Raw genomic sequence first — 26157 nt, forward strand, 5'->3', positions numbered from 1 at the left:
ACTTTACCTAGTTTTATATGAGATCTGCCTAAATAATGCTAAGTAAGGTAGTTATGAAATTGGACGGAATTTCTCAGCGACAAAAGGTAACGAAGAAGGGACAGAGATAGTCTCCATTTCAGGATAACGTAATCCGGTTAATTTGCCACCAAATACAGCACCAGTATCAATATTGACTGTCTGATTGACGAATCGAGGTTCTGCTACTGGTGTATGTCCATATACAATCCAAGCTTGCCCCTTGTATTCTTGCGCCCAATCACGACGGACAGGTGAGCCATCGGCATGCTTTTCTCCTGTAATATCGCCATATAATACAAAGGTTTGTACTTTTTTATCTCGTCTTCCTATGTAATCTTGCCGAATCCCGGCGTGACATACGATTACTCTTTTTTCATCTAGTATGTGGTAGAGTGGTGATTGTTCATAAAGAGTGGTAAACTTTTCTTTTATAATGTTTTGCTTATGAGAAGGAAGTGCTTCATATTCAGCAACAGTTGTTTCAAGTCCGTGAGCGACTGTTACATTACGTCCAAGGAAAAATCGATATAGTTTATTACAGTGATTTCCAGGAGCGTAATAAGCTTCTTTTTTATGTATGACAAGTTCCCATACAATTTCGATCATACGTAATGAATGAGGACCACGGTCTGTAATATCGCCAACGAATGCAAGTTTACGTTGGTCAGGGTGAACCGGTAGACCGCTACTCCAGTTATATCCTAGCTTCTCTGTTAAATTTTGAAACTCTTGGAAGCATCCATGAATATCTCCTATAATGTCATATTTCATATTTAAACCTCCATCGTATTTTTCATTAGTATATCTAAAAAAGGATAGAGATAAAAATATAGCGTTTTTTTGTTGTTCATTTAAACATAAAGATTTTCGTTCTTGAGCGAACATTTAAAATGAATCCAATCGCAATCATGTATGTAAGCAGTGAACTTCCTCCGTAGCTCATAAGAGGTAATGTTATCCCTGTAATGGGAAGTAATCCGATTGTCATCCCGATATTTTGGAATACTTGGAAAGTAAACATTCCGATTGTACCAGCGCAAATGTAACTACCGAAAGGATCATTACTTTCTAAAGCGATATGAATCATTCGAAAAATGAGTAAGAAAAAAAGTGAAATAATGACACTTGCGCCTAGAAATCCAAATTGTTCAGCGACATTAGTGAAAATAAAATCTGTATGTGGTTCTGGAAAATATACTTGTCCATTTTCCCACCCTTTTCCTTGCATTTCTCCGGATCCAGTCGCTAAGAATGCTTGTCTTAATTGATAGCCTTGTGCATCATATTTGTAAGGTGCTAACCATCCGTAGAAGCGATTTAGTTGATATTCTTTTAAAATGTGTGCTTTAAAGAAATCTGTGTGAGTAAAAAAAATATATATTAATGTAGATCCAGCGACGAAAGTACCTGAAACTAATCCGAAAATAAAACGCCATCGTATGCCAGAAACTAGTATCATTGCTGCAAGCATCGCTGAAATGACCATTGTGTTTCCTAAATCTGGTTCTTTTGCGATAAGTAGTAGTGGTGGCAAACTTGTTGCAAATATTTTTCCAAGTAATAAAAAATCGTCACGCATTGTTCGGGAAAAATATTTCTCATTATGATTTGCTATAATTCTTCCAATGACGATAATTAAAAACAATTTCATAATTTCAGAAGGCTGAAAATTTCCGATGCCTGGGAGCCTGTACCAAGCAGTAGCGCCTTTAATTGTAACGGCACCTGGTACTTGAAGTTCTAGTCCAATAAGTAGTACCATTGCAAAGCTATACAAATACCAAGCAATTTTTTGATAACGATCGAAATCGATAATCATAATAACACCAATGGCTATAAATCCAATGAAGTACCATTGGATTTGCTTTAGTACAAAATTGACGTTTTGTAAAAATGGCGGTAAAGAGGCTTGCGCACTTGCAATAGCACAACAACTAACAATCCCAATGGCAAATAAAATAAATAGTAATACGTAGTCTATTTGATATTGAGAATTTGGATCTTTCAATGTAGGTATTCCTTTCTACTGCTCTTTATAGTAATGGATTTTATAGTATGAGAAAGAATGTATGAACTATAAGAATGATTCACATATAGTCCATACATTTTTGATTTTGCAGAGTAGTTTAATTGTTTAACTCTTTAATAATTATATCCAAACAATGGGAAAGACGTACATGTGCGTCAGGAAAAATATCTAGTTGATGAAGATAGTATTTTAAGGAACTTTTACACCATTGGTAAGCACTAAGTAGAGCTGCTCTATAGTCCGTAGTATTTTGTAAAAAGCCATATTCTTTTGCTGTTATAACGAGGTGTGTGAAATCTTCACAACCTTGAAGGAGCTTATTGTGTATTTGTTGTCCAGCATGGTAGCGAAATTGACTTAAAGGCTCAGAAATGTATATTGCATTTCCTTTAGAAAGTAAAGAAATCCATGAGGCCATATCAACACTACAAGAATATTGTCGCTCTTTAAGGGTACCAAAAGGATCAGTGAGCAATTCTTTTCGGAACAAAGTAGTTGTAGGCTCACCGATAATGTTGTGCCCACCCTTTAACATCCAATTACCTAAAAATATCCCGTTTAATGGAGTGTCTTCACTATATAACCTTTGTGTTGGATGGGAATCACCGATTAGATTTCCATGATCATCAATACGTACTCGATAAGAAGTAACAAGAGCAAGATTTTTATTGGGATCTTGCTCAAAATAGGCCATCATTTTTTGTATTTTATGCTTATAAAACACGTCATCGTCCATTAAAAAATTTATATACTCACCATTTGATTTTTCTATGAGCATAAGGTCATTGTGAAATTGTCCTAGAGTAGGGATATTTCGAATGTATGTTATATTTTTATAATTTGGTAAGTATTGTTCGCGTATTAAAGTTTCTGTTTCATCATTTGTACTGTCATCTCCGATGATGATTTCAATATTTGAATAAGTTTGTGCCAATGCACTTTCTAGAGCGATTTTAAAATAATGAGGCCGATTATAAGTGGGAATAAGGATGGAAACGAGAGGTGGATTTTTTTCATTCATCATACATAACTTCCTTTCAGAAGCTTTTTTTTGTAAGAACAATATCTTGGTAACTTGTATATTCATTTCTGCCGCACCATAAACCGTAATGCGGCTTATTAATTATTTCTAGGCCGTACTTATTCAATAGATTGCAAATATCTGTCTCAGGATAAGCAACTGCAAAATTCGGAATATCTTTATTCACAACGTAGCAATTTTCAATTCGATGATAAAAACCTAATGTACTTTGTCCTGCATTTAAATAATAGGACGATTCAGGATTTATTAGAAAGAATGTAATGAAACATCTCCCATCTTTTTTTAATACACGTACAATTTCAGATACGTAATGTTCTAATTCTTTTGGGAGAAGATGCGTAAATACAGAAGTTAAAAAGATAAAATCGAATGTTCCGTCTTCATAGGGAAAACGATATTGAGAGGCATCTTCTTTTCCTTCTGGATTATAGAATTGATTGTATATGTCAACATGTTCAAAGTGAAAATTATTACGCATAGTTGAAATGTTATTTTGACACCAAGTAATTCCATCTTTAAATAAATCAAATCCATAATACGCTCCATCATCATTTAAGTAATTCATTAATGGTACAGCCATTCGACCGACGCCGCAGCCTACATCTAATACTTTTTCATTTGATTTTAAAGCACCAATTTGAATAAAATGCTTTAGGAACTCTTTTCCAACTTTTTTGAAGTCGCCACCTACATATTGGACGAGTTCAGGAGGGGGGAGTAAAGTCATTTCTTTGTTAAGTTCGCTCATGAGTATACCCCTTTCTTATGTGAGAATATGCAGTAACTCTATTAATAAAATTTTCAATTTGTAGTGAGAGAACAAAGGAAAACAATTGTTATATGTAAGGAGATTCCACAAAAGAAATACTTAATTGGATTAGAAGTGAGAGAAGGATGAGTGAAAATGGAATCTCCTATAGATTAAATCTTGTTTATTCTTTTCTCCAATAAACGCCAAATACATCAATTTTAGTAATAGGGGCTTTTAAATTTCGTTGCTTTCTAAAGTCTGTCACAGCCTCAGCGCATGGCGGTAGCCCGTAGTCATCAATAATTATATAGCCACCTTTAGAAACTTTATCATATAAGTTCATGAGACCATCCATGGTGGATTCGTACATATCACCATCAAGCCGTGCAATTGCTATTTTTTCAATTGGTGCTGTTGGTAAAGTATCTTTAAACCAACCTTTTAAAAATTTTACTTGATCATTTAGTAAATCATATTTTTTGAAATTCTCTTGTACTTGTTCTAAAGAGACGCGTAAGTAATCGAATGTGTGTAAATAATCACCGTAATCTTTTGGATATTGTTCTAGATTCGGTGCTGGCAAACCTTCAAATGAATCTGCGACCCACACATTACGATTCGTAATGTTGTTCGCTTGTAAAAAACCATTCATAAAAATGCATGATCCTCCGCGCCATACACCTGTTTCAATAAAATCTCCCTCTATATTTTCACGAACAACGGTTTCCATTGCCTCTTGTAATTGGTTCATACGTTCTCGACCAATCATGCTATGTGCTGCTCTTGGCCAATCCATTCCATCATGACGTTCACTTTTTGAAACATTTGGTTTTACAATTTTTAAGTTATGGTTTTCGGCATATTGCTTAATGAATAAAGGGAGAGGAACTGTAACTGGTTCGAATTCTAGTTCTTTCGAAATATGTAGAGATGCGGGTAAGTATGCCTCATATTCTAACCATATTTCAAATAAAATTGTTTTCTTTAGCAATTCGAGATAAAGCTGAACAGCAGATTTACTTTCCATATTTGTGCCTCCTGCAAAATGTCATACAACAATATAATTATGTAGCTAACGAATGTTTCATGATTGAATTTGAAATTGAAAAAGCAGTAAAACTGATATCAGTTTTACTGCTAAGTAAAAAATTAAGCAACTTTTTCAATAATAATGGATGCACTCGTACCAAGAGCTAATGATAGCCCAAGTCCTGTAACAATTACTTCAACCAATGAAGGAGTTGTCGTGATTTGCGTAATTGCTTGAATAACGATAGGTGCTCCAAGTGAGATTAAACTTGATCCAGTACCTGGTACAGGTAATCCATTCACTTGGATTGTAAGACCTCCTAATAGGCTTACTGTTGCAGTATTAGCAATAACAGTAATTTTATAGAATCCAGTTTCACTAATTACGAAAGTATCAGCATCTAATTGAGAAATTGCTGTACCAAACTGAGATCCAACAGTATTAAATGGTACTGGATCATTAATTCCTAAATCTAAAGAAATCCCACCGGAGTTAAATGCATATAGTCCTGCTGGAAGTCCTAGTCCGGATGGTCCAGTCGGTCCAGTCGGTCCAGTAGCCCCAGTAGGTCCAGTCGGTCCAGTAGGTCCAGTGTCACCAGTCGGCCCTGTAAGTCCAGTAGGTCCAGTGTCACCAGTCGGCCCCGTAGGTCCAGTAGCCCCAGTGTCACCAGTCGGCCCCGTAGGTCCAGTAGCCCCAGTGTCACCAGTCGGCCCCGTAGGTCCAGTTGGCCCAGTGTCACCAGTCGGCCCCGTAGGTCCAGTAGTCCCAGTGTCACCAGTCGGTCCCGTAGGTCCCGTAGGTCCAGTAGGCCCAGTAGGCCCAGTAGGCCCAGTCGGTCCAGTTGGCCCGGTAGGTACAGTCGGCCCAGTAGGTCCCGTAGGTCCAGTTGGCCCGGTCGGCCCAGTCGGAAGGGTAAACGGTGGTATCGGTGGTAATGTAGGTCCTACAAGATTAGGGTCAAATGCACTAGCTGATAAAGATTCATCGGGATTTAATCCATTTGAATAATTATTATTTGACATAAATTCACCTCCATAAAGCGTTCATTATATAGTAGATGCAAAACCGAAAGAAAATGACACGGACATTTGAATTATTGAAAAGAAATCTTAAACTACTTGAACAATTTAAAAAAATGGAAAGTTTAGTATATGTATAACATATGATTGATTTGGAAGAGGGTGATTATGTTGAACAAGCAAGGAATTACAATTAGTCTATGTATGATTGTTCGAGATGAGGAGGAGACAATAGCCCGTTGTTTAGACACAGTTGAAAAAATTGTGGATGAAATTATAGTGGTTGATACAGGTTCCGTCGATCGAACGAAAGAAATCGTAGAGAAATACACTTCTAACATATATGATTTCCAGTGGATTGATGATTTTGCAGCAGCAAGAAATTTTTCTTTTTCAAAAGCGACGCAAGAGTATATATTGTGGCTAGATGCAGATGACGTATTATTAGAAGATGCTCAAGAAGCATTGAAACTTTTAAAAAGAGAATTAGATCCTAAAATTGATGCTGTTTCGATGCTTTATCACCTTGCAATGGATTCTAACGGGAAACCTTTATATTGTACAAAAAGAAATCGACTTGTAAAGCGTGAAAAACAATTTCAATGGTTTGGAAAGGTTCATGAGTATTTAGCTATTTCTGGTGAGGTTTTTAGTAGTAATGTTGCTATTACACATAAAAAAGAAAAAAAAGTAACAGATCGTAATTTGAAAATTTTTCAAAATACTGTAGCTGCAGGTGAAGAATTGAGTCCGAGAGATTTATTTTATTACGCAAATGAATCTACGGATAACCAAAAATATGATGATGCAGTTCTTCTATATGAAACATTTCTTAATCAAGACGAAGGATGGTATGAAGAGAAAATTTATGCATGTGGTAAGCTAGGAGATTGCTATGCGAAGCTCGGAATGTGGGAGAAGGCAATCGAATCCTGTGTGAAGTCGTTTCGGTATGATGTCCCTAGAGGAGAGAATTGTACAAGAATAGGATATATATATATGGAACAAGAAAAATATAATGAAGCGATATTTTGGTTTAAACTTGCAACGGAAGTACCAATGGCAACGGAAAGTCCTTTCCATAGTCCAGCTAGCTACACATGGCTACCCTATTTACAAATGTGTATTTGTTATAGCAGGTTAGGGGAGCAGGATAAAGCGTATTATTACAATGAATTAGCAGCTTCTTATGTTCCGAATAATGCTGCAATTGAATATAACCGTAAATATTTTCGTGGAGTTTTTGATAAGCCATATAAAGTGTAATAAGTTTTGTTTTTTAGAAATGATTTATCGTTATTCTAACTCTAATAGATTGGTTATATATTAGAGTATCAGTAACGTAACCAATATAGATAAAAGATTTTATACTGCTATTTGCGGGCTAATAATCAGTGGGGGATGAACAAAATCTGCACTTTATAGAATTCATATGAGATTTATATTTCTAATTCAATTTGCATAAGGAGTGTGTGAAATGAATCGCGAAAAAAGTTCTTTATATGAAGAAAAATCCGAGCATTATTATAATGCAGCGAATCCGAATTTATTGAAGCATATAAAAAAGGAATGGAAAGAAGTTCTTGATATTGGTTGCTCGAGCGGTGCATTGGGAGCAGCTATTAAAGAAAATGGTACACGTGTATCAGGGATTGAGGCATTTCCAGAGGCTGCAGAAAAAGCGAAAGAAAGACTAGATCATGTTATTTTCGGGGATATAGAAAAAATAGATCTTCCTTATGAGGAGGGGCAATTTGATTGCATCCTATTTGGAGATGTATTAGAGCATTTATTTGACCCGTGGGCTGTGATTGAAAAGGTTAAGCCATATATAAAGCAAAATGGTGTGATTTTAGCAAGTATACCGAATGTTGCTCATATTTCAGTATTAGCTCCCTTACTTGCCGGAAATTGGACGTATACAGAATATGGTTTATTAGATAAAACACATATTCGTTTCTTTACATTTAATGAAATGCTAAGAATGTTTTTAAAAGCAGGATATGTTATTAGTAAAGTAGATCGTGTATATGTTGATCATAAAATGTATGAGCCGCTTATTGAGGAGTTATATGGAATTTGTAAAAAATATCGTCTTGGAAGTGGCTTCATGGCTGAGACAGTTGTATTTCAGTATATTATTGAAGCTGAAAAATCACAATTATGAGTGCTGCAGACAAAACAATATTATTTGTTACATGTATAAATGATCGGAAATTGTATGCAAACTGCGTGCGACATATATTGCAATTATTAGTACCTCCAGGGTATATTGTCCAATTTATGCCGATTCGAAATGCGAAAAGTATGACAAGTGGATACAATCAAGCCATTTCACATCCAGCGAAGTATAAAGTGTATTTACATCAAGATGTTTTTATTATAAATAGAGCTTTTTTATACGGATTACTTCAATTATTCGAGGAACATGAACACCTTGGTATGATTGGGATGGTTGGAGCGCAATATGTTCCTCCGACTGGTGTATGGAACGAAGGGCGTGGAATTGTAGGGAAGGTCATTGGTTATATGAATGATTTGTTTTATATGGCAAGTTTAGAACAACCGTATCATGAATCAAAAACATTTATTCCTGTAGAATGTATTGACGGTTTATTAATGGCGACACAATATGATGTTCCGTGGCGAGAAGACATATTTGACGGATTTGATTTTTATGATGTATCTCAATCGTTTGAATTTAAAAAAGCAGGATATACAGTTGGTGTACCTGTACAGCGCGATGCTTGGTGTATTCATTATCATTTTGATGTGAATATGACGAACTATGAAAAGTATCGAAAAATATTTGTGGAACACTATATGTCAGATGTAAATAAGGAAGAATAAAAGGGGGGACAAAAATGAAAGATCATACAATATTGGTCGTTGTTTGTGTAAATAATGAGGAGCTTTTCAAACAATGTGAGAGCCAAATACGAAACATTTTTGTTCCCCCTGGTTATGTCGTGCAAATTTTTCCGATACGAGATGCGCAAAGTATGGCAAGTGCATATAACCGAGCTCTTTCATATCCAGCGAAATACAAAGTATATATACATCAAGATACATATCTTATTAATCGAGACATGTTTTCTACACTTGTATCTCTTTTTAAAGAAAATGAAAAGCTTGGTTTAATAGGAGTCGCTGGGGCTCAGTTTTTACCGAATAATGGGATATGGTGGGAAGGGAAAAATCTAGTAGGGAAAGTGATTGAGTATAGAAGACAGAATTATCAATTATTAAATTTAGATCAGGTTTTTTATGGTAATCAACCATTTTTGTCAGTTCAGGCAATTGATGGTTTATTCATGGCAACGCAGTATGATATTCCGTGGCGAGAAGATTTGTTTCAAGGGTTTCACTTTTATGATGTGTCACAGTCTTTAGAGTTTCAAAAAGCAGGTTATTTAATCGGTATCCCAAATCAAGCAAATTTATGGTGTATTCATTACAACGGGGATGAGTTTGATGCGGATACATATGAGAAGTACCGGAAAGTGTTTGTAGAACATTACAAAGATATATTATCTCCATCATAAAGGAGAGATGCAAAGTGAAAGGTATTATTTTAGCAGGTGGTACTGGATCGAGATTATATCCAATAACGAAAGTAACGAATAAACATTTACTTCCTGTTGGTCGGTATCCGATGATTTATCATGCGGTATATAAGCTAAAACAATGCGATATTAAAGATATTATGATTATTACAGGTAAAGAGCATATGGGGGATGTTGTTAGCTTTTTAGGGAGTGGTCATGAATTTGGCGTGTCCTTTACGTATCGTGTGCAAGATAAAGCGGGCGGGATTGCACAGGCGTTAGGGCTTTGTGAAGATTTCGTCGGGAATGATCGTATGGTAGTTATATTAGGGGATAATATTTTTTCAGATGATATTCTTCCGTATGTTGAAGAGTTTACAAATCAAAAAGAAGGTGCGAAAGTACTCTTGCAATCTGTAGAAGATCCCGAAAGATTTGGCGTAGCACATATTCAAAACCGAAAAATAGTTGAAATTGAAGAAAAGCCGAAAGAGCCGAAAAGTTCTTATGCTGTTACGGGAATTTATTTGTATGATTCGAAAGTCTTTTCTTATATAAAAGAATTAAGACCTTCCGCACGGGGAGAACTTGAAATTACAGATATAAATAATTGGTATTTAAAACGAGGGGTACTTACTTATAATGAAATGAGCGGCTGGTGGACTGATGCGGGAACTCATGCTTCTCTTCAAAAGGCGAATACGTTAGCACGGGATATTAACTTTGGGAAACAGTTTAACGGAGAATAGGTGAGAATATGAAAGTTATAGAAACAAATTTTACCGATGCAAAATTGTTAGAACCGAGGTTATTTGGAGACGAGCGTGGCTTTTTTTCAGAGAGCTATAATAAGCAGGTGCTAGAAACATTAGGGATTACGTATTCATTTGTACAGGATAACGTATCTTATTCGGCTAAGGCAGGAACGATTCGGGGACTACACTTTCAAAAAAAACCGAAAGCACAAACGAAACTCATTCAAGTTATGCAAGGGGAAATTTATGATGTTATCGTAGATTTACGAAAAAAATCACCAACATTTAAACAATGGAAAGGGTATATTTTAAGTGCGGATAACCATCGGCAATTACTAGTGCCAAAAGGGTTTGCGCATGGATTTTGCACGCTTGTCCCGCATACTATCGTTATGTATAAAGTAGATGAATATTATAGCGCAGAGCATGACTCAGGATTACTTTGGGAAGATAAAGAGTTAGCAATTCCTTGGCCAGTAACCGATCCTATCTTGTCTGATAAGGACCGGATATTACCATTACTAGAGGAATATGAAGATAGTTTTTAAGTAGGAGAGTTGTTTATGAATATATTAGTAACAGGTGGGGCTGGATTTATTGGAAGTAATTTCGTTCATTACATGCTACAAAGTTATGAAGCATATAAAATTATTAATTACGATGCATTAACATATAGCGGGAATTTAAATAACGTAAAATCTCTTCAGGATCATCCGAATTACTCTTTTGTAAAAGGAGAAATTCAAAATGGAGAGCTATTAGAACACGTTATAAAAGAGCGAGATGTACAAGTGATTGTAAATTTTGCAGCTGAATCACATGTGGACCGTAGTATTGAAAATCCGATTCCTTTTTATGATACAAATGTAATTGGGACGGTCAATTTATTAGAACTAGTTAAAAAGTATTCGCATATAAAACTTGTGCAAGTATCAACGGATGAAGTGTATGGCTCTTTAGGGAAAACAGGGAAGTTCACAGAGACAACACCGTTAGCTCCAAATAGTCCATATTCTTCAAGTAAGGCGAGCGCGGACATGATAGCTTTATCTTACTATAAAACATATCAATTACCGGTTATAGTAACGCGTTGTTCTAACAATTATGGGCCGTACCAATATCCCGAAAAATTAATTCCGTTAATGATTACGAATGCACTGGAAGGAAAAAAACTACCGTTATATGGTGATGGTTTAAATGTAAGAGATTGGTTACATGTAACGGATCATTGCAGTGCGATTGACGTTGTTCTGCATAAGGGACGTGTAGGAGAAGTATATAATATAGGTGGAAATAATGAAAAAACAAATGTAGAAGTTGTGGAACAAATTATTACTCTTTTAGGAAAAACAAAAAAAGACATTGAATATGTTACAGATCGTTTAGGGCACGATCGTCGTTATGCGATTGATGCAGAGAAAATGAAGAATGAATTTGATTGGGAACCGAAATATACGTTTGAACAAGGATTACAAGAGACGGTGAAATGGTATGAAAAGAATAAGGAATGGTGGAAACCACTAAAAGACCAGTAAGGGGCATGTTACATGAAAGAGAGGGTTATCATAACAGGAGCAAACGGTCAATTAGGAAAGCAACTATTTGAAGAGTTAAACTCTGAAGAATATGATATATATCCATTTGATAAAAAGTTATTAGATGTGACAAATATATCCCGAATACAACAAGTGGTACAAGAAATAAAACCACATATAATTATTCATTGTGCTGCCTATACGAAAGTAGATCATGCGGAGAAAGAACAGGATCTTGCATATAGAATAAATGCAATCGGAGCTCGAAATGTAGCGGTTGCTTCACAATTAGTAGGAGCGAAGCTAGTTTATATTAGTACTGATTATGTATTTCAAGGTGCCAGACCAGATGGATACGACGAATTTCATAGTCCAGCGCCGATAAATATATATGGAGCGTCTAAGTATGCGGGGGAGCAGTTCGTCAAAGAGTTACATAATAAATATTTTATCGTTCGCACATCGTGGCTATATGGTAAATATGGAAATAATTTTGTGAAAACGATGATGCGATTAGGAAAAGAAAGAGATGAAATATCTGTTGTAGCGGATCAAATTGGCTCTCCTACGTATGTGGCGGATTTGAATATGGTTATTAATAAGCTCATTCATACTTCTTTATACGGTACATACCACGTATCAAACAGAGGTTCATGCTCTTGGTTTGAATTTGCACAAAAGATATTTTCGTACGCCAATATGAAAGTGAATGTATTACCTGTTTCAACGGAAGAATTCGGGGCTGCGGCTGCAAGGCCCAAATATTCTATCTTTCAACATAACATGCTACGATTAAATGGTTTTTCACAAATGCCGTCTTGGGAAGAAGGATTAGAGCGGTTTTTTATAGAAACAAAAAGTCATTAACAAATTTCTGTTAATGACTTTTTTGTTTGCCTTTAAGAGGTTTTATGTTACTATAATTATAGTATCAGGTACTAATAACAAGTATAAGCATTTCTGGGAGGATATATCATGGAATTATTACAAGGGAAAACATTTGTTGTTATGGGCGTTGCGAACCAAAGAAGTATTGCATGGGGAATTGCGCGTTCTTTGCATAATGCAGGTGCAAAATTAATATTCACATATGCAGGAGAACGTTTAGAAAGAAACGTTCGTGAATTAGCGGACACATTAGAAGGACAAGAGTCACTTGTATTACCTTGTGATGTAACGAATGATGAGGAACTTACAGCTTGCTTTGAAACAATTAAACAAGAAGTAGGTACTATTCACGGTGTAGCGCATTGTATTGCTTTTGCAAATCGCGATGACTTAAAAGGTGAATTTGTAGATACTTCTCGCGATGGATTTTTACTTGCACAAAATATTAGTGCATTCTCTTTAACAGCTGTAGCAAGAGAAGCGAAGAAAGTAATGACAGAAGGCGGAAATATTTTAACTTTAACATATCTTGGCGGCGAGCGCGTTGTGAAAAATTATAACGTTATGGGTGTTGCGAAAGCTTCATTAGAAGCGAGCGTGAAATATTTAGCGAACGATTTAGGGCAACATGGTATTCGTGTCAACGCTATTTCTGCAGGACCAATTCGTACGTTGTCTGCAAAAGGTGTAGGCGATTTCAACTCAATCTTAAGAGAAATTGAGGAGCGCGCACCACTTCGTCGTACAACAACTCCAGAAGAAGTTGGCGATACAGCAGTATTCCTATTCAGTGATTTAGCACGTGGAGTAACAGGAGAAAACATTCACGTTGATTCAGGGTATCATATCCTAGGATAAATAGAATATTAATTTTTAAAGGACAATCTCTAAATGCTGAGATTGTCCTTTTTATTTGTTCTGAGAAAGAACGATTTTTAACGAAAGTTCTTGCCACGTGATGAATATAACTATAATAGTACACGATTTATTCAGCTACGTATGGAAGTGGGAGGGACGAGTGTGAAGAATAAAAATAAAAGTTCAACAGTTGGAAAACCGTTGTTATATATTGCGCAAGTAAGTTTAGAACTTACTGCACCGAAAATAAAAAGGATTATCCTGACAAACTTTGAAAATGAAGATCAAAAAGAGCAAAGTGATAGACAAGAAAATATTGTAAGCAGTGCTGTGGAAGAGGTAACAGAACAAGAACAACAAGAAGAGCAGCAAGTGGAAGAAAAAATAGAAGAAGAAAAAGAAGAACACGCAGAACAAGAAGAGCAAGAACAACAAGAACCAGTAAGAACTGTCCCGTATAATAAATCATTTAAGGATATGAATAATGATGAAAAAATTCATTTTTTATTAAACCGCCCTCATTATATTCCGAAAGTAAGGTGCAGAATAAAAACAACTACAGTTTCTTATGTTGGATCGATCATATCGTATCGTAATGGCATTGTATCTATTATGCCGCAAAATAGTATGAGAGATATTAGGTTGTCTATAGATGATATCCAATCGATTAGTATGGCTGGCTTTTAAATATGTAAAGGTGGTAGAAAGCTTCTACCACCCCAATAGTTTTTTAGTTTACTTAACGATAGAAACGTCGCGTAAGCATTGAATCGCACAGAAACAGCTTAAATCAACAGTAATGCAAGTAGTTGTAGATATTAATCTTGCATTTGGTACAGCTAAAAACGTACAAATTGGATCGTCACCAGGTGGTACCGGAGAACTGTCACCTAAAACTACAGTTAATACACGTAGTACAGCACAGCTATCGTCATCTACACTTTCCACACGGAAAATTGGAGATCGGCAGCTAGTAAGGCTTGCAGATGGTGCGAATGCTTCAAAAGGTTCTCCAGTTTTTGTGTATAAAATAAAAGGGCGTGTATTAGCTACTGATGCAGTATTGTGTGCACCTAAGAATGGGATTTCACAACCAGATCCACATGTTGTTGTAGAACAATCTTGTAATTCATTGATGAATTTTACAACGTCAACTACACAATGAGAAGAGCCATGGTGTTTATTTTCGTTACAACTCATTAATGTCACTCCTTATCTTCTTGTTTGTATTTACATTAATAAGATATTGGAGTCGAGGAGATTTGGTCACAATCTCAAGACCTTTTTTTTTAAATAGGCGAAAGAGGATAAGGGAAGGTGGAATTATGCTGTTTACAAGCTGGCTTTTATTTTTTATTTTTGCGTTAGCTGCTTTTAGGCTCACTCGTTTAATTGTATATGATAAAATAACAGCTTTTTTGCGAAGACCATTTATTGATGAATTAGAGATTACGGAGCCGGATGGAAGTGTATCAACATTTACAAAAGTAAAAGGTAAAGGATTAAGAAAGTGGATTGGTGAATTGTTAAGCTGTTATTGGTGTACAGGTGTATGGGTTAGTGCTTTTTTATTAGTTTTATATAATTGGATTCCTATCGTTGCGGAGCCGTTACTTGCATTATTAGCCATTGCAGGTGCAGCAGCAATCATTGAAACGGTTACAGGATATTTTATGGGAGAATAATATATTTTCATAATAAGAGAAAAAGCGGAGTTTAAAAGAATGAGGGAACGGAAATAAAGAGTTGTTCATATAGTAAATAGACAGAATTGACAGTAGAGGAGATGTTTGCTGTGAGCAATAATCCAAGGCAAAATTCATATGACCTGCAGCAGTGGTATCAAATACAGCAACAGCACCATGCACAACAACAGGCATATCAAGAACAATTGCAACAACAAGGATTTGTGAAGAAAAAAGGATGTAATTGTGGGAAAAAGAAGAACACAATAAAACACTATGAAGAATGAAACACTCATGTTACTGTGAGTGTTTTTATTATATATAAAAAGCGGTATTTCTGTATTAGAAATACCGCTTTTTACTAGCTAATTTGTGCAACTGTTAATGCTGCTGCACGGATGTCTACAGTTCCAATCAGTTCAACTGGTACAATTTGAATTAAGTCACCAGGGTTTAAGTTAATAAGAATAACACCGCTAGATACATCTACTTCACCAGTACCAATAACGTTAGAACGAACCGCTGTACCTGATCCAGGAATAATGTTAGCTGGCGTACCTAATGATAAGAAGAAACGACCAGCTTCTGGTGCTACAGGTGAGTTATCAAGACTAATCGTTAATGTATAACTGATTTGATAAATACCAGCTCGTAGAATTCGAATGCCATCTCCAACACTTACTGTATCATTTATTACAGGAACAGTAATATTTGGGTTTGGACTTACGCTAGGTAATAATAGTGGTGTAAATAGTGAAGCGAACTGAGGTGCAGACGCGTTGAAAGCAAAACCGAAGGCAGGTAGTGTACTAGCTGGTTTTGCCTCGCAATCAATTTTAGTAAATTCGCAATCAGAAGAGAACATGTTTTTCACTCCTTTATCTGTTTCTACTTTCAGTTAATGAAAAGGACAGGTTCTATGTTCTAGACAAGTTCCCAATTTTAAGAAATTTACATAATAATACTCTTTAAGCATGGATTGGGTGGCAGAATTATCTGCCACCCAATCCATGCTTAACTCATTATTTAGTTTTAAATAGAAACATCTCGTAAGCATTGAATAGCGCAGAAGCAACTTAAATCAACAGTAATGCAAGTGGAGGTTGATATTAGTCTTGCATTTGGTACAGCTAAAAACGTACAGATTGGGTCGTCACCAGGTGGTACAGCGGTACCATCACCTAAAACTACAGTTAATACACGCAATACAGCACAGTCATCATCATCTATACTTTCTACGCGGAAAATGGGAGATCGGCAGCTAGTAAGGCTTGAAGATGGTGCAAATGCTTCAAAAGGTTCTCCAGTTTTTGTGTATAAAATAAAAGGACGTGTATTCGCTACTGATGCATTGTTATGTGCACCTAAAAAGGGAACTTCGCAACCAGATCCACATGTTGTCGTTGCACATTCTTGTAGTTCATGTATAAAACGAACGACATTCGATACACAGTTGAAATCACACTCATGTTGATGATCTTCACAATTGCAGCTCATTATGTTCACTCCTTCTCGTGAGTTCTGACATACACTATTACAATATGAGTGGGATATGGCTGATATTACGTTAATTCTCACGATAAAAACAAGGAATTTATATAGGAGGGATGTACATAACGTGATATAAAAAAAGACACCCTTATTTAGTGGATGTCTTTTCAGGTAAATCTTTTCGCACAGTATATAAAAAACGAGATATTTCTAATTTCTTTCCTCTGAAAAATTGCGGAGAAGAAATGTAAAGTTCTTCTTTCGCACGTGTAATGGCGACATAAAGTAATCGGCGTTCTTCTTCTAACGCTTCAGAAGTTTCCGTAACACGATCATTTGCATCTTTTAAAGAAGAAGTATGAGGCAGGATCCCATCACTCGCTCCAAGTAAAAAGACACATGGAAATTCAAGGCCTTTTGCGTTATGAATTGACATAAGTGAAACGGCATCTTTTTGCGGCATTGTTTTTAATGCTTCCATTTCTTTTTGACCTTGAATCGCCTCGTCAATAAATTGTAAATAAGCTGGAATATCGGTGAAACGAGTTGCAGACTCCATTAATTCTTCCAACATTTCTTCTTGTATGTCTTTATGCATCGTAAAGGAAGAACGATCGTTACTTTGTAAGTACTCTAAATATTTTCCTTTACCATGAATGATTTCTTTTAATGCTTTTTTCGGTTCTAATTCTTTAATAAATTTAATAAAATCGATGCGCTCATTTACCTTTTTCACTTGAAAAGGTTTTAAGCTTGGATTTAATAGTAAGAAATGAAGAAGAGAAGGGAAGCGCCCCTCACCATATTTCCATTGTTCACGTTCAATAAATGAAATACAATCATCACGTCCGATATACATCGTCGGCAATATGTTTGAAAGTGATTCTAGTCGAAACGGCTCAATCACGAGTCTTAAATGATCTAATACAGGCTTGATTAAAGAATGTTCATAAAATGATTGGCTCGCCCCGTGTTTAATAAACGGGACTTTATGAATGGTAAGTTGATCAAGTAACGAACGACTTACAGAATGTGTGCGATACAGTAAACAAAAATCTTTATAGTTTCGGTCACCGCTATCTACTTTTTCTTGAATGAGCTGTAAAATTTGATTTGCTTCATCAAGAGTCGTAGCAGGTCTTGCATAAAAAGGTTGTACACCTTCCTCACGAACGGAGTATAGCTCTTTATCAAAACGTTCTTGATTTAATTTTATAACTTCATTTCCAAGCCCGACGATAAAGGGATTAGATCGATAATTCGTATTTAGTGCAATGATTGTTGTGTTATCAAATTCTTTTGGAAAAGATAAAATAATTTGGTGACTTGCCCCTCGCCAGCCGTAGATAGCTTGATCATCATCACCTGCGATGAATAAATTATTTCTTGGTGTGGCTAACAATTTTACAATTTCATATTGTGCATACGATGTATCTTGAAACTCATCTACTTCAATGTAGTGAAAACGTTGTTGTAATTGAGTTAGTAAAGGAGCATTATTTTCTAACATATAATATGTTTCCAATAAGATGTCATCGAAATCAATATAATTGTATCGTTGTTTTACTTCTTCAAAACGTTCATATACTTCTTTAAATTCTTGTTCCACTGGTGTTTTCGCTTTTACATCTTTCGGACGATTTAATTTGTTTTTCTCAAGTGAAATCATCGCGAGTATCGTTTCCGCATCATAATCGTCTTTTAAACGCAATTCTTTTAAGATTTTCTTTATCATAATTTGTTTATGTTTTTCATTTGCTAAAATTTGCTGATTATACCCTTGACTACGAAGCAATTTTAAGAAAACAGAGTGGAATGTACCAGCAACAACATAGCTACTTGCTGCATGATTCATACCTGGTAACTTCGCAACACGACTTCGGATTTCTTCAGCTGCTTTTTGTGTAAATGTAAGTAATAAAATATTTCGTGGATGAACTTGTTTTACATTTACTAAATAACCAACGCGAGTTGTTAAAACAGATGTTTTCCCGCTTCCAGCACCAGCTAGTGTGAGAACAGGACCTTCTGTTGTGCGCACGGCTTCTAATTGTTTTTCGTTTAAAAAAACATTTTGTTGTTCGAGAGCGCGGAAATAAGCCACATCTACATCTTCTTCCATAATTAAATGGGTAGATGTTTTCGGAATATGATATGTCGCACGCGGAATATCAGCGTGTGTTAATGATTTTTGTGAAAATTTTTCTTGTGTCATATGTTCACCTTCAAAACTATAGCATCAACATTTAACTTTAGCGGAAGAAAAAGAAAATAGCAATGTAAAAAACAGGAGGGGTCACCTCCTGTTTTCAAATTACAATTCTTTTATCATTACAACGTGCGGGATATTTGCTTCCATAAATACATCAGAACTTGTTACATATCCAAGTTTTTTATAGAAATCTTCAGCATGTGTTTGAGCGTGAAGTTTCAATTTTTGTAGCGAATTTTCTTTTGCATACGCTTCAAGAGAATCCATAACAATTTTTCCAATCCCTTTTTTGCGATGGGAATTTAGCACGCAAATGCGTTCCATTTTTCCTATACCATCAAGGATGCGAAAACGTCCAGCACCAACTGGAACATCATTGTCATATATAACAACGTGTGTTGAAGTTTCTTCAAACTCATCGTACTCTTCTTCAGCAGAGACACGTTGTTCATTTACAAACACTTGTTTACGTACAGAGAATGCATCTCTTAGTTGTTCGTCCGTTTGTACAATCTGTGCGTGCAAATTAGTTGTTCCCCTTTCCAAGACGGAATGTTTCGTGTACAGTCCATGTTCCATTTTCTAATTGATATAGAAGATGGAAACGATCAATTGGTTGTTCGTAATAGAAATCTTTCATACGTAATCGGCCCAACACATCAGCATGCTCTGCATCTGATAAGCCTTGTCCGATTGTTAAGTGAGGTACGAAAGCATATTCGCGTTCTTGCGTGAATAACCCGCCATGCATTTCTTCATTTAAGAAAGTAAGTTCAGGTGTTTTTTCTACTTTAAAGTAAAGGACGTTATTAACAGGTGCGAATGAACCAACTTTCCCAACATGAAGGGTGAAAGGGTTCGTTTTACTTGCGATTGTATGTAGCTCGTTTACAATCGATTCTAATTGTTCATCTTGCGCCTCAAAGGGTGTTTTCAATGTAATATGTGGCGGAACTAATGCGTAGTGCGGGTCATAACGTTTACGCAATCCGTTCGCTTTATCTTGAATCATTTTAGATGGAAAAATTACAATGCCTAATTTCATGTTCCAATTCCTCCCTTTGTAAGTCTAGTTAGATTTTGAGATAAATAAATCTCTTTATCTATTATATCAAATTATTCTGAATACTGCTCTCTATTATTTCATTGATAGAATATGAGAGAAGGCTTTCGGTAAATCAGTCTGCCAATATTTCCAAGTATGATTACCTTCAAACTCCTCGTAATGCGTAATGAAATTTCTATCTGTGAGAAGTGTATTTAACTCACGGTTTGGTTCTACGAAATCAGATACTTGTCCATCAGTACGCTTTACAGCCGTTTCTTCTGTACCAATGACGTGATACAGTTCTAATGCTTGTGGATCTTTGAAGTCTTTTGCTAAGTTCATCACTGTCTCATCCACAAATGGTGATTGCATAACGACTTTACCGAATGTATGCGGATACATAAGTGCAGTCATAAAGGAAACTGTTCCGCCAAGAGAATCACCAATTAAAACACGACCTTTTCCCATTTGGTACGTTGGATAATTTTCATCAATATATGGTGCAAGTTCATGAGCAAGGAAACGAATATATGCAGCATTTTTCACTTCACTTGGGAAATATTTTTCTTTACGATCCTGTACATTTTTATATGGAATACCGACAATAATTGTACGGTCAATTTCTTCAGTTTCACGAAGGCGCTCAATTACACGGTGCGCTTTACCAAGCTGAAAATAATCTCTACCATCTTGTGCAATTACAACTGTATGTTTGTGCAGTGGTGTGTAATTTACTGGCAAATAAACGAGAAGCGTAACGTCTTCTTGAAGTGATGCGCTATAAAATGAAATTTCTTCAATTCTCCCTATTGTTTGACTCATGTAGATCCCCCTAAATAAAAATTTACTGTAACGATTGTAAGAGCGACGCTTGTAGTGAAAAAGGAAATAAATATTCACTAATTGGTGCCTTAATTTCTATTTTACCATAATGGTACGAAGAATCTAAAAAATTAGTATTTAAGTTACGAAAGAAAACGGATATAATGAAGTGGGATTTTTGACAGGTGAGAGGGGAGACAGGATTTGAAACAAGAAAAATCAATCGCACTACCATTGGCTATTTCTATAATTGCTATTTCCTTTGCAGCAGTTTTTGTAAAGATGTCCTCAGCACCATCTTCAATATTAAGTATGTACCGCTTATGGATTATCGTACTTATTATGCTGCCTATCGTATGGAAAAAAAGAGAGGAATTTAATAGGATTCAAATGAAAGATTGGGGCTTTTTAATTGGATCTGGTTTCTTTTTAGCACTTCATTTTCTTTTATGGTTTGAATCTTTAAAGCATACAACAGTTGCTAGTTCAACAATTATTTTGGCACTTCAACCGATCGTATCTTTAGTTGGAGGTTTTTTTCTGTTTAAAGAAAGAACAACATATTCAGCCATTGCAACGATGGGAATCGCTATTCTAGGCGTAATGTGCATTGGTTGGGGAGATTTAGGTTTAAGTAAGCAAGCAATTTATGGAGACATATTATCCTTTCTAAGTGTAATAGCAGTTGTCGGTTATTTATTTATCGGGCAAACGACAGTAAAGAAAGTATCACACTGGATTTATAGCTTTACAGTCTTTGCATTCGCAGGTCTTTTTATGTGGATTTATAATGTCATATTGCAAGTACCCTTTACAGGTTATACGAAGTGGGATTGGACCGTTTTTCTTTTACTTGCGGTTGTGCCGACAGTGTCACATGTAATTAATAACTGGCTATTAAATTATGTAAATGCAACGACAATTTCAATGAGTATTTTAGGAGAACCTGTTGGAGCATCTATACTTGCGTTCTTCTTACTTGGAGAAAAATTAAATGCAATGCAAATTATCGGTAGCATGCTCGTATTGTTTGGTGTATCTGTTTTCTTACTGCAGCAACAAAAGCGAACAGCAAAAAATGTCGTAAACGAGCCGGTGTACACACAGGAATTATAGTGTTAGGGGAGAAAAGAGAAGTTGTGATACTTCTCTTTTTGTTTTATAGAAATACGGGCGTAGAAGGGGGAGGAAAATGGCAGAGATATTAAAGGAGTATATGAAGAATCTTACAACATTAAGTGAAGAAGAGCAGCAAATGATCCTCAGTGAATTACAAATTGAAGAATATAAAAAAGGAACAGTGCTCCTAAGACAAGGAAAAGTTCCGTTAAAATGTTATTTTGTATTAAAAGGATGCGTTAGGCAACATAGTATAGATGAAGCAGGGAAAGAAGTTACATCAAATTTTTATACAGAAGAACAGGCAATTTCTAATTTCAACCATCATAAACAAGATAAATCTTCATCATATACGTTAACGTGTTTAGAAGATTGTACTGTAGTTGTTGGTGATCTACATAGTGAAAAGGACATGTATAATAAGTATTCACAATTAGAAGAAATGACGCGTAAAATGATCGAGTACAATTTCGGTGAAGTACAAGATGAACTTGCTGTATTTATCTCATCGACACCAGAAGAGCGATATAAAACATTGTTACAAAAACGCCCGTATTTAATTAATCGCGTTCCACAATATCAGCTAGCAAGCTATCTTGGCATGACACCAGAATCATTAAGTAGAATTAAGAAACGGCTTAATTAGAGTGTTTACCACCTTTCAATAGTAGCCATATCGCAAGTCCTAATTCACCTGCAATCATAGGTAATTGGAATAGTGATTGTATGATTGAAATCATTGTATCGTATTGTGTAAACATTGTATTCATGACGTGAATTAACATATAACCGGTAGCAGCAATGAACAGCAGTATACTAATAAACTTTGGTATCTGTTTAGAGAGAAAAGCTACATATCCTAAAACGAAAAGATGCAATCCAAAAATGATCAATCCTACAGACCAAATGTATTCGAATGCACTAAGAAACAACATCGTATATGTTTCTGGATTCGCAATTGTATTTTTTGAAAGCAACAATGCCAATATTAGATTGAATATTGCAATCCCAAGTATAGCTGTATACATAAGACGAAGCCAAGCTGCTAGTAATGAGAGGCTAGTATGAATTGGTTTTAGAAAGAAATAAAGAGCCCATGCGGCGACAATATCAGTAATAAAAATGGTAATCCACCCGAAGATTTCTGCTTTGAAAAGTGAATTTGAAGTTTGGATATTATGGAATGTTGTACTCGCATCTCCTTGTACAACGAGATTTTCATGAACAAAACCGTAAGAAAAAAATGCAATGAATGCCATAACAAGAAGAGAGGTGCCAGCAAATAAGGCGTACTTTCGTTCAGTCATAATACGTCCTCCTTTTCTAATATTGTTTTCATTGTAATAGGGAAGAGAAGGAGATTCATTGACTTAAATCAAGAGGGGGAAAGTTTAGTGGAATTTCCATCAAAAAAAGATGTATGGTTATATCCGATTTTTTTTGTTGTCATAGGAGCGTGTTTTGCTCCTATATTTGCAGAGAGAGAATATTTTCTTTTATTTTTTACGATTCCGTTAGCCATAGTATTTATTTTTGGGTGGTTTTCAACCAAATATATTGTGGAAGAGGAAATGATTATCATTAGGTCAGGTTTTATTAAAAAACGTATTTTTATACGAGATATAAAACAAATTTCAAATACGAAAAATCCAATAGCAGCCCATGCATTATCATTTGACCGACTTGAAATTGTTTACGATACATATAAAACAGAAATTATTTCTCCAAGAAATAAAGAACAATTCATTAATCTTGTAAAAAGTAAAAACTCAAATATTGAAATCAAGTAAAAGAGTGGCTACGAAGCCACTCTTTTACTTTGGATTTGTCATATAAGGTTGTACATGAATGACACATAGGTCACGAAATTTGCCTTCAGCAGTTGTGACAATTACGACTGCTTTACCTGCACTTTTTCCAGTAATCGTCACGGTGTCACCTTTTGGATATATGGTGATGATATCAGAATTCATATTTGACCAAATAAGCTCTTTATGCGTTGCTTGTATTGGCAAAATGGAAGCTGATAACACAATGTTTTGTCCCGTTTTTATTTTTAATTTATGTTTTTCCATATGAACACCGATGACTGAAATAACAGAAGGAGCAATTGAAATTTTAGGCGGGTTAGGTTGCATGTTTAAACAAGACGCAGAAGTATTTGTGATAGGTGAAAATTTTCGTGTTTGTTGTTGCTGGAAAGCTGCTAACATGTTGGAGTCCCCTTTCTGTATAAGTGCTGATACTCATACTATAAAGGAGTAGTGTTATGTTAAATTTAACGAAACATAAAGAATTTGTTAAATTTGATAAGAAGATTGTCGAACTGTAAAAAATCTCTGCTGTTACGATAACAGCAGAGATTTTTTTATAAATTATGACGATGTTGTTTTTCGAAATCCTCAAATTGCTCTTCAACTTCTTTTGAAGGTTGTGTTAGTAAACTAACAATTACGATGGCTAGTAAACTAATAGCGAAACCTGGAATCATTTCATATAAGAAATCTTTTAAGAATTTGAATTGAGTCCATATAATAACAGTAGCGGCACCAGAAATCATACCAGCAAGCGCGCCCCATTTCGTCATACGTTTCCAATATAAGCTTAATAAAATAGCAGGTCCGAATGAAGAACCGAACCCAGCCCAAGCGTATCCAACAAGAGCTAAAATCGTATCATTTTGTTTAAGCGCTAATGCACATCCAATTAAAGCGATAACAAGAACAGCCATACGACCGACAAATACAAGTTCTTTATCAGAAGCATCACGCTTAAAGAATGTTCTATATAAGTCTTCTGTTACTGCACTCGAAGTAACGAGAAGTTGGGAAGAAATTGTACTCATAATAGCTGCTAAAATAGCTGCTAATAAAAATCCAGTAATAAGTGGATGGAATAAAATAGTGCCAAGTTCAACGAAAATCGTTTCTGGATCAGAAAGTTTTAAACCTGCTTTTGAATAGTATGCAATACCGATAAGGCCAGTAAACATAGCTCCAGCAACAGAGAAAATCATCCAGCTCATACCAATACGTCGTGCACTTTTAATTTCTTTTACAGAAGAAATCGCCATAAAGCGTACAATAATATGTGGTTGTCCAACATAACCAAGGCCCCATGCGAATAATGAAATAATTCCTAATACAGAAGTACCTTTAAAAATATCTAATAATGCCGGATCGATAGATTTAATTGTTTCAAATGCTGGACCAAGTCCATTTACGTGCATAATTGTTACGACTGGAACAAGAATAAGAGCGACTACCATAATGATTCCTTGCACGAAGTCTGTCCAACTTACAGCTAAAAATCCACCAAATAATGTGTAAGCTACGACAACTCCACCAACGATAAGAAGACCAACATGGTAATTGAGTCCAAATGAATTTTCGAATAATACAGCACCAGAGACAAATCCTGAAGCTACATAAAACGTGAAAAATATCATAATAACAAGTCCAGATACTAAACGTAGCATATGGGATTTGTCGTGGAAACGGTGTTCCAAAAATTCTGGGATAGTAATAGAGTTATTTGCAATTTCAGAGTAGGTACGTAAGCGAGGAGCGACATAAAGCCAGTTTGCATATGCGCCTAATGTTAGGCCAATCGCAATCCAGCTACTACTTAATCCAACGCTAAACATTGCACCGGGTAAGCCCATTAAAAGCCAACCACTCATATCAGCTGCTCCAGCACTTAATGCTGTTACTGCGGGGCCTAGTGTACGCCCGCCAAGCATATAATCTGTTAAGTTGGATGTTTGCTTATAAGCGAAATAGCCGATAATTAGCATCCCGAGCATGTAAATAGAGATAGAAGTTAAAATTAACATCTGCGTACTCATGTAGTTCCCCTTTCTTTTGTCATGTCTTTTGATGCGTTATGCATATTTATCCCGCATTTACGGGCAGTAAAACTCCCACCTTAAAATTGGATGGGCAAGGAAGTTAGGTGGGAGATCAACTGCCCGTAAATGCCCGATTAGTTCAACTAATAATAAGTGGGGGATGAACAAAACCCCTACTTATTAAAGTTTCACTTTATAATCTATCATGATTATTCTGAAAAATCCATATAGAAATACGAATTTTCAGAAATGTAAGCGTTTTTTGATGTCATTTTACTTTTTTAATATATAATATTCATACAAAAAACCTTATTTTTAATAGAGTATTTATTATATTTACATAAAAAGAGGTTGTTTTGTCAATATAATATTGAAAGGAAAGAAAAATAAAATTTTTAAAAAAGTATTGACTTGTGAAAAAAGTCAGGTCTATAATGAGTGCAACTTAAAA

Annotated in this window: 31 protein-coding genes; 15 read left to right on the forward strand and 16 right to left on the reverse strand. The window is 35.6% G+C overall.

The genetic code is table 11. From position 1 onward, the window contains the following. Window positions 1-51: 51 nt before the first annotated feature. The 6 genes from prpE to ACS2FK_RS07090 all read right to left on the reverse strand — a co-directional run bounded on the left by prpE (window position 52) and on the right by ACS2FK_RS07090 (window position 5898). Entirely contained in the window at window positions 52-792 is a 741-nt protein-coding gene (prpE, locus tag ACS2FK_RS07065; protein ID WP_063546802.1) for a bis(5'-nucleosyl)-tetraphosphatase PrpE, read from the reverse strand. 76 nt (window positions 793-868) lie between these two features. Further along, window positions 869-2029, reverse strand: coding sequence for an FtsW/RodA/SpoVE family cell cycle protein (locus ACS2FK_RS07070; RefSeq protein WP_000654703.1), 1161 nt, complete (start codon window positions 2027-2029; stop codon window positions 869-871). Between the two features lie 118 nt (window positions 2030-2147). Beyond that, window positions 2148-3074, reverse strand: a complete 927-nt coding sequence (locus tag ACS2FK_RS07075; protein ID WP_003269828.1) for a glycosyltransferase family 2 protein — start codon at window positions 3072-3074, stop codon at window positions 2148-2150. Between the two features lie 13 nt (window positions 3075-3087). Further along, window positions 3088-3840, reverse strand: a complete 753-nt coding sequence (locus ACS2FK_RS07080; RefSeq protein ID WP_063546804.1) for a class I SAM-dependent methyltransferase — start codon at window positions 3838-3840, stop codon at window positions 3088-3090. Between the two features lie 184 nt (window positions 3841-4024). Further along, window positions 4025-4870 carry a TylF/MycF family methyltransferase gene (locus ACS2FK_RS07085; protein WP_063546806.1) on the reverse strand — a complete coding sequence of 282 codons (846 nt, stop codon included), beginning with the start codon at window positions 4868-4870 and terminating at the stop codon, window positions 4025-4027. Window positions 4871-4992: 122 nt separating this feature from the next. After that, window positions 4993-5898 (reverse strand): BclA C-terminal domain-containing protein, encoded by a 906-nt coding sequence (locus tag ACS2FK_RS07090; RefSeq protein WP_063546808.1) that lies wholly within the window; start codon window positions 5896-5898, stop codon window positions 4993-4995. Window positions 5899-6063: 165 nt separating this feature from the next. On the opposite strand from ACS2FK_RS07090, the gene ACS2FK_RS07095 reads away from it, so the two are divergent. The 10 genes from ACS2FK_RS07095 to ACS2FK_RS07140 all read left to right on the forward strand — a co-directional run bounded on the left by ACS2FK_RS07095 (window position 6064) and on the right by ACS2FK_RS07140 (window position 14166). Next, window positions 6064-7161 carry a glycosyltransferase gene (locus tag ACS2FK_RS07095; protein WP_063546810.1) on the forward strand — a complete coding sequence of 366 codons (1098 nt, stop codon included), beginning with the start codon at window positions 6064-6066 and terminating at the stop codon, window positions 7159-7161. Between the two features lie 211 nt (window positions 7162-7372). Continuing rightward, the gene (locus ACS2FK_RS07100) at window positions 7373-8062 is read left to right on the forward strand and encodes a class I SAM-dependent methyltransferase (RefSeq protein WP_063546812.1); all 690 of its coding nucleotides are present in this window, start codon (window positions 7373-7375) and stop codon (window positions 8060-8062) included. Beyond that, entirely contained in the window at window positions 8059-8745 is a 687-nt protein-coding gene (locus ACS2FK_RS07105; protein ID WP_063546814.1) for a glycosyltransferase family protein, read from the forward strand. Before ACS2FK_RS07100 ends, ACS2FK_RS07105 begins: the two co-directional genes overlap by 4 nt. Before the next feature lie 14 nt (window positions 8746-8759). After that, a complete protein-coding gene (locus ACS2FK_RS07110; protein WP_063546816.1) occupies window positions 8760-9440 on the forward strand; it encodes a glycosyltransferase family protein in 681 nt (226 codons plus the stop codon). 14 nt (window positions 9441-9454) lie between these two features. After that, window positions 9455-10192 carry a sugar phosphate nucleotidyltransferase gene (locus ACS2FK_RS07115; RefSeq protein WP_063546818.1) on the forward strand — a complete coding sequence of 246 codons (738 nt, stop codon included), beginning with the start codon at window positions 9455-9457 and terminating at the stop codon, window positions 10190-10192. An 8-nt stretch (window positions 10193-10200) separates the two neighbouring features. Beyond that, window positions 10201-10746: a dTDP-4-dehydrorhamnose 3,5-epimerase gene (gene rfbC / locus ACS2FK_RS07120; protein WP_063546820.1), complete on the forward strand. Its 546-nt coding sequence runs from the start codon at window positions 10201-10203 to the stop codon at window positions 10744-10746. Between the two features lie 15 nt (window positions 10747-10761). Beyond that, a complete protein-coding gene (gene rfbB / locus ACS2FK_RS07125; RefSeq protein WP_063546822.1) occupies window positions 10762-11733 on the forward strand; it encodes a dTDP-glucose 4,6-dehydratase in 972 nt (323 codons plus the stop codon). Window positions 11734-11745: 12 nt separating this feature from the next. After that, window positions 11746-12600, forward strand: coding sequence for a dTDP-4-dehydrorhamnose reductase (gene rfbD, locus ACS2FK_RS07130; protein ID WP_063546824.1), 855 nt, complete (start codon window positions 11746-11748; stop codon window positions 12598-12600). Between the two features lie 108 nt (window positions 12601-12708). Next, entirely contained in the window at window positions 12709-13479 is a 771-nt protein-coding gene (gene fabI / locus ACS2FK_RS07135) for an enoyl-ACP reductase FabI (protein ID WP_000421885.1), read from the forward strand. Window positions 13480-13620: 141 nt separating this feature from the next. Then, a complete protein-coding gene (locus ACS2FK_RS07140) occupies window positions 13621-14166 on the forward strand; it encodes a spore coat CotO family protein (protein ID WP_080469910.1) in 546 nt (181 codons plus the stop codon). A 48-nt stretch (window positions 14167-14214) separates the two neighbouring features. Here the strand turns inward: ACS2FK_RS07140 and exsY are convergent, their stop codons facing one another. Further along, entirely contained in the window at window positions 14215-14679 is a 465-nt protein-coding gene (exsY, locus tag ACS2FK_RS07145; protein WP_001277740.1) for an exosporium assembly protein ExsY, read from the reverse strand. 125 nt (window positions 14680-14804) lie between these two features. Here exsY and ACS2FK_RS07150 point away from each other — a divergent pair, with 125 nt between their 5' ends. Both ACS2FK_RS07150 and ACS2FK_RS07155 read left to right on the forward strand, forming a co-directional pair. Then, window positions 14805-15164: a DUF1360 domain-containing protein gene (locus ACS2FK_RS07150; protein ID WP_063546828.1), complete on the forward strand. Its 360-nt coding sequence runs from the start codon at window positions 14805-14807 to the stop codon at window positions 15162-15164. 101 nt (window positions 15165-15265) lie between these two features. Beyond that, window positions 15266-15451: a hypothetical protein gene (locus ACS2FK_RS07155; protein ID WP_014894818.1), complete on the forward strand. Its 186-nt coding sequence runs from the start codon at window positions 15266-15268 to the stop codon at window positions 15449-15451. A 74-nt stretch (window positions 15452-15525) separates the two neighbouring features. Here the strand turns inward: ACS2FK_RS07155 and exsF are convergent, their stop codons facing one another. The 6 genes from exsF to ACS2FK_RS07185 form a co-directional block, all read right to left on the reverse strand. Further along, a complete protein-coding gene (gene exsF / locus ACS2FK_RS07160) occupies window positions 15526-16029 on the reverse strand; it encodes an exosporium protein ExsF (RefSeq protein WP_000492937.1) in 504 nt (167 codons plus the stop codon). Window positions 16030-16196: 167 nt separating this feature from the next. After that, entirely contained in the window at window positions 16197-16661 is a 465-nt protein-coding gene (cotY, locus tag ACS2FK_RS07165) for a spore coat protein CotY (RefSeq protein ID WP_063546830.1), read from the reverse strand. Between the two features lie 142 nt (window positions 16662-16803). After that, window positions 16804-18870, reverse strand: a complete 2067-nt coding sequence (locus ACS2FK_RS07170; RefSeq protein WP_063546832.1) for an ATP-dependent helicase — start codon at window positions 18868-18870, stop codon at window positions 16804-16806. Window positions 18871-18969: 99 nt separating this feature from the next. Then, window positions 18970-19392 (reverse strand): GNAT family N-acetyltransferase, encoded by a 423-nt coding sequence (locus ACS2FK_RS07175; protein ID WP_063546834.1) that lies wholly within the window; start codon window positions 19390-19392, stop codon window positions 18970-18972. A gap of 1 nt (window position 19393) precedes the next feature. After that, on the reverse strand, window positions 19394-19912 hold the full coding sequence (locus ACS2FK_RS07180) for a YjcG family protein (protein WP_000765862.1): 519 nt from the start codon (window positions 19910-19912) through the stop codon (window positions 19394-19396). Window positions 19913-20005: 93 nt separating this feature from the next. Beyond that, window positions 20006-20737, reverse strand: coding sequence for an alpha/beta hydrolase (locus ACS2FK_RS07185; protein WP_000084015.1), 732 nt, complete (start codon window positions 20735-20737; stop codon window positions 20006-20008). Window positions 20738-20941: 204 nt separating this feature from the next. Here ACS2FK_RS07185 and ACS2FK_RS07190 point away from each other — a divergent pair, with 204 nt between their 5' ends. Together ACS2FK_RS07190 and ACS2FK_RS07195 are read left to right on the forward strand one after the other, a co-directional pair. Beyond that, window positions 20942-21853 carry a DMT family transporter gene (locus tag ACS2FK_RS07190; RefSeq protein WP_063546836.1) on the forward strand — a complete coding sequence of 304 codons (912 nt, stop codon included), beginning with the start codon at window positions 20942-20944 and terminating at the stop codon, window positions 21851-21853. 76 nt (window positions 21854-21929) lie between these two features. Beyond that, window positions 21930-22502 carry a Crp/Fnr family transcriptional regulator gene (locus ACS2FK_RS07195; protein ID WP_063546838.1) on the forward strand — a complete coding sequence of 191 codons (573 nt, stop codon included), beginning with the start codon at window positions 21930-21932 and terminating at the stop codon, window positions 22500-22502. Here the strand turns inward: ACS2FK_RS07195 and ACS2FK_RS07200 are convergent. Further along, on the reverse strand, window positions 22495-23163 hold the full coding sequence (locus tag ACS2FK_RS07200; protein WP_063546840.1) for a DUF4386 domain-containing protein: 669 nt from the start codon (window positions 23161-23163) through the stop codon (window positions 22495-22497). The genes ACS2FK_RS07195 and ACS2FK_RS07200 overlap by 8 nt on opposite strands. An 87-nt stretch (window positions 23164-23250) precedes the next feature. Between ACS2FK_RS07200 and ACS2FK_RS07205 the strand changes: the two genes are divergently transcribed. Further along, the gene (locus ACS2FK_RS07205; protein WP_063546842.1) at window positions 23251-23646 is read left to right on the forward strand and encodes a PH domain-containing protein; all 396 of its coding nucleotides are present in this window, start codon (window positions 23251-23253) and stop codon (window positions 23644-23646) included. Between the two features lie 24 nt (window positions 23647-23670). Here the strand turns inward: ACS2FK_RS07205 and ACS2FK_RS07210 are convergent, their stop codons facing one another. Together ACS2FK_RS07210 and putP are read right to left on the reverse strand one after the other, a co-directional pair. Continuing rightward, window positions 23671-24069 carry an Ig-like domain-containing protein gene (locus ACS2FK_RS07210; protein ID WP_063546844.1) on the reverse strand — a complete coding sequence of 133 codons (399 nt, stop codon included), beginning with the start codon at window positions 24067-24069 and terminating at the stop codon, window positions 23671-23673. A 155-nt stretch (window positions 24070-24224) separates the two neighbouring features. Beyond that, a complete protein-coding gene (putP, locus tag ACS2FK_RS07215) occupies window positions 24225-25703 on the reverse strand; it encodes a sodium/proline symporter PutP (RefSeq protein WP_000107190.1) in 1479 nt (492 codons plus the stop codon). Window positions 25704-26157: the final 454 nt, after the last annotated feature.

It is taken from the genome of Bacillus cereus group sp. BceL220 (assembly GCF_051776965.1).
Classification (GTDB): Bacteria; Bacillota; Bacilli; order Bacillales; family Bacillaceae_G; genus Bacillus_A; species Bacillus_A cereus.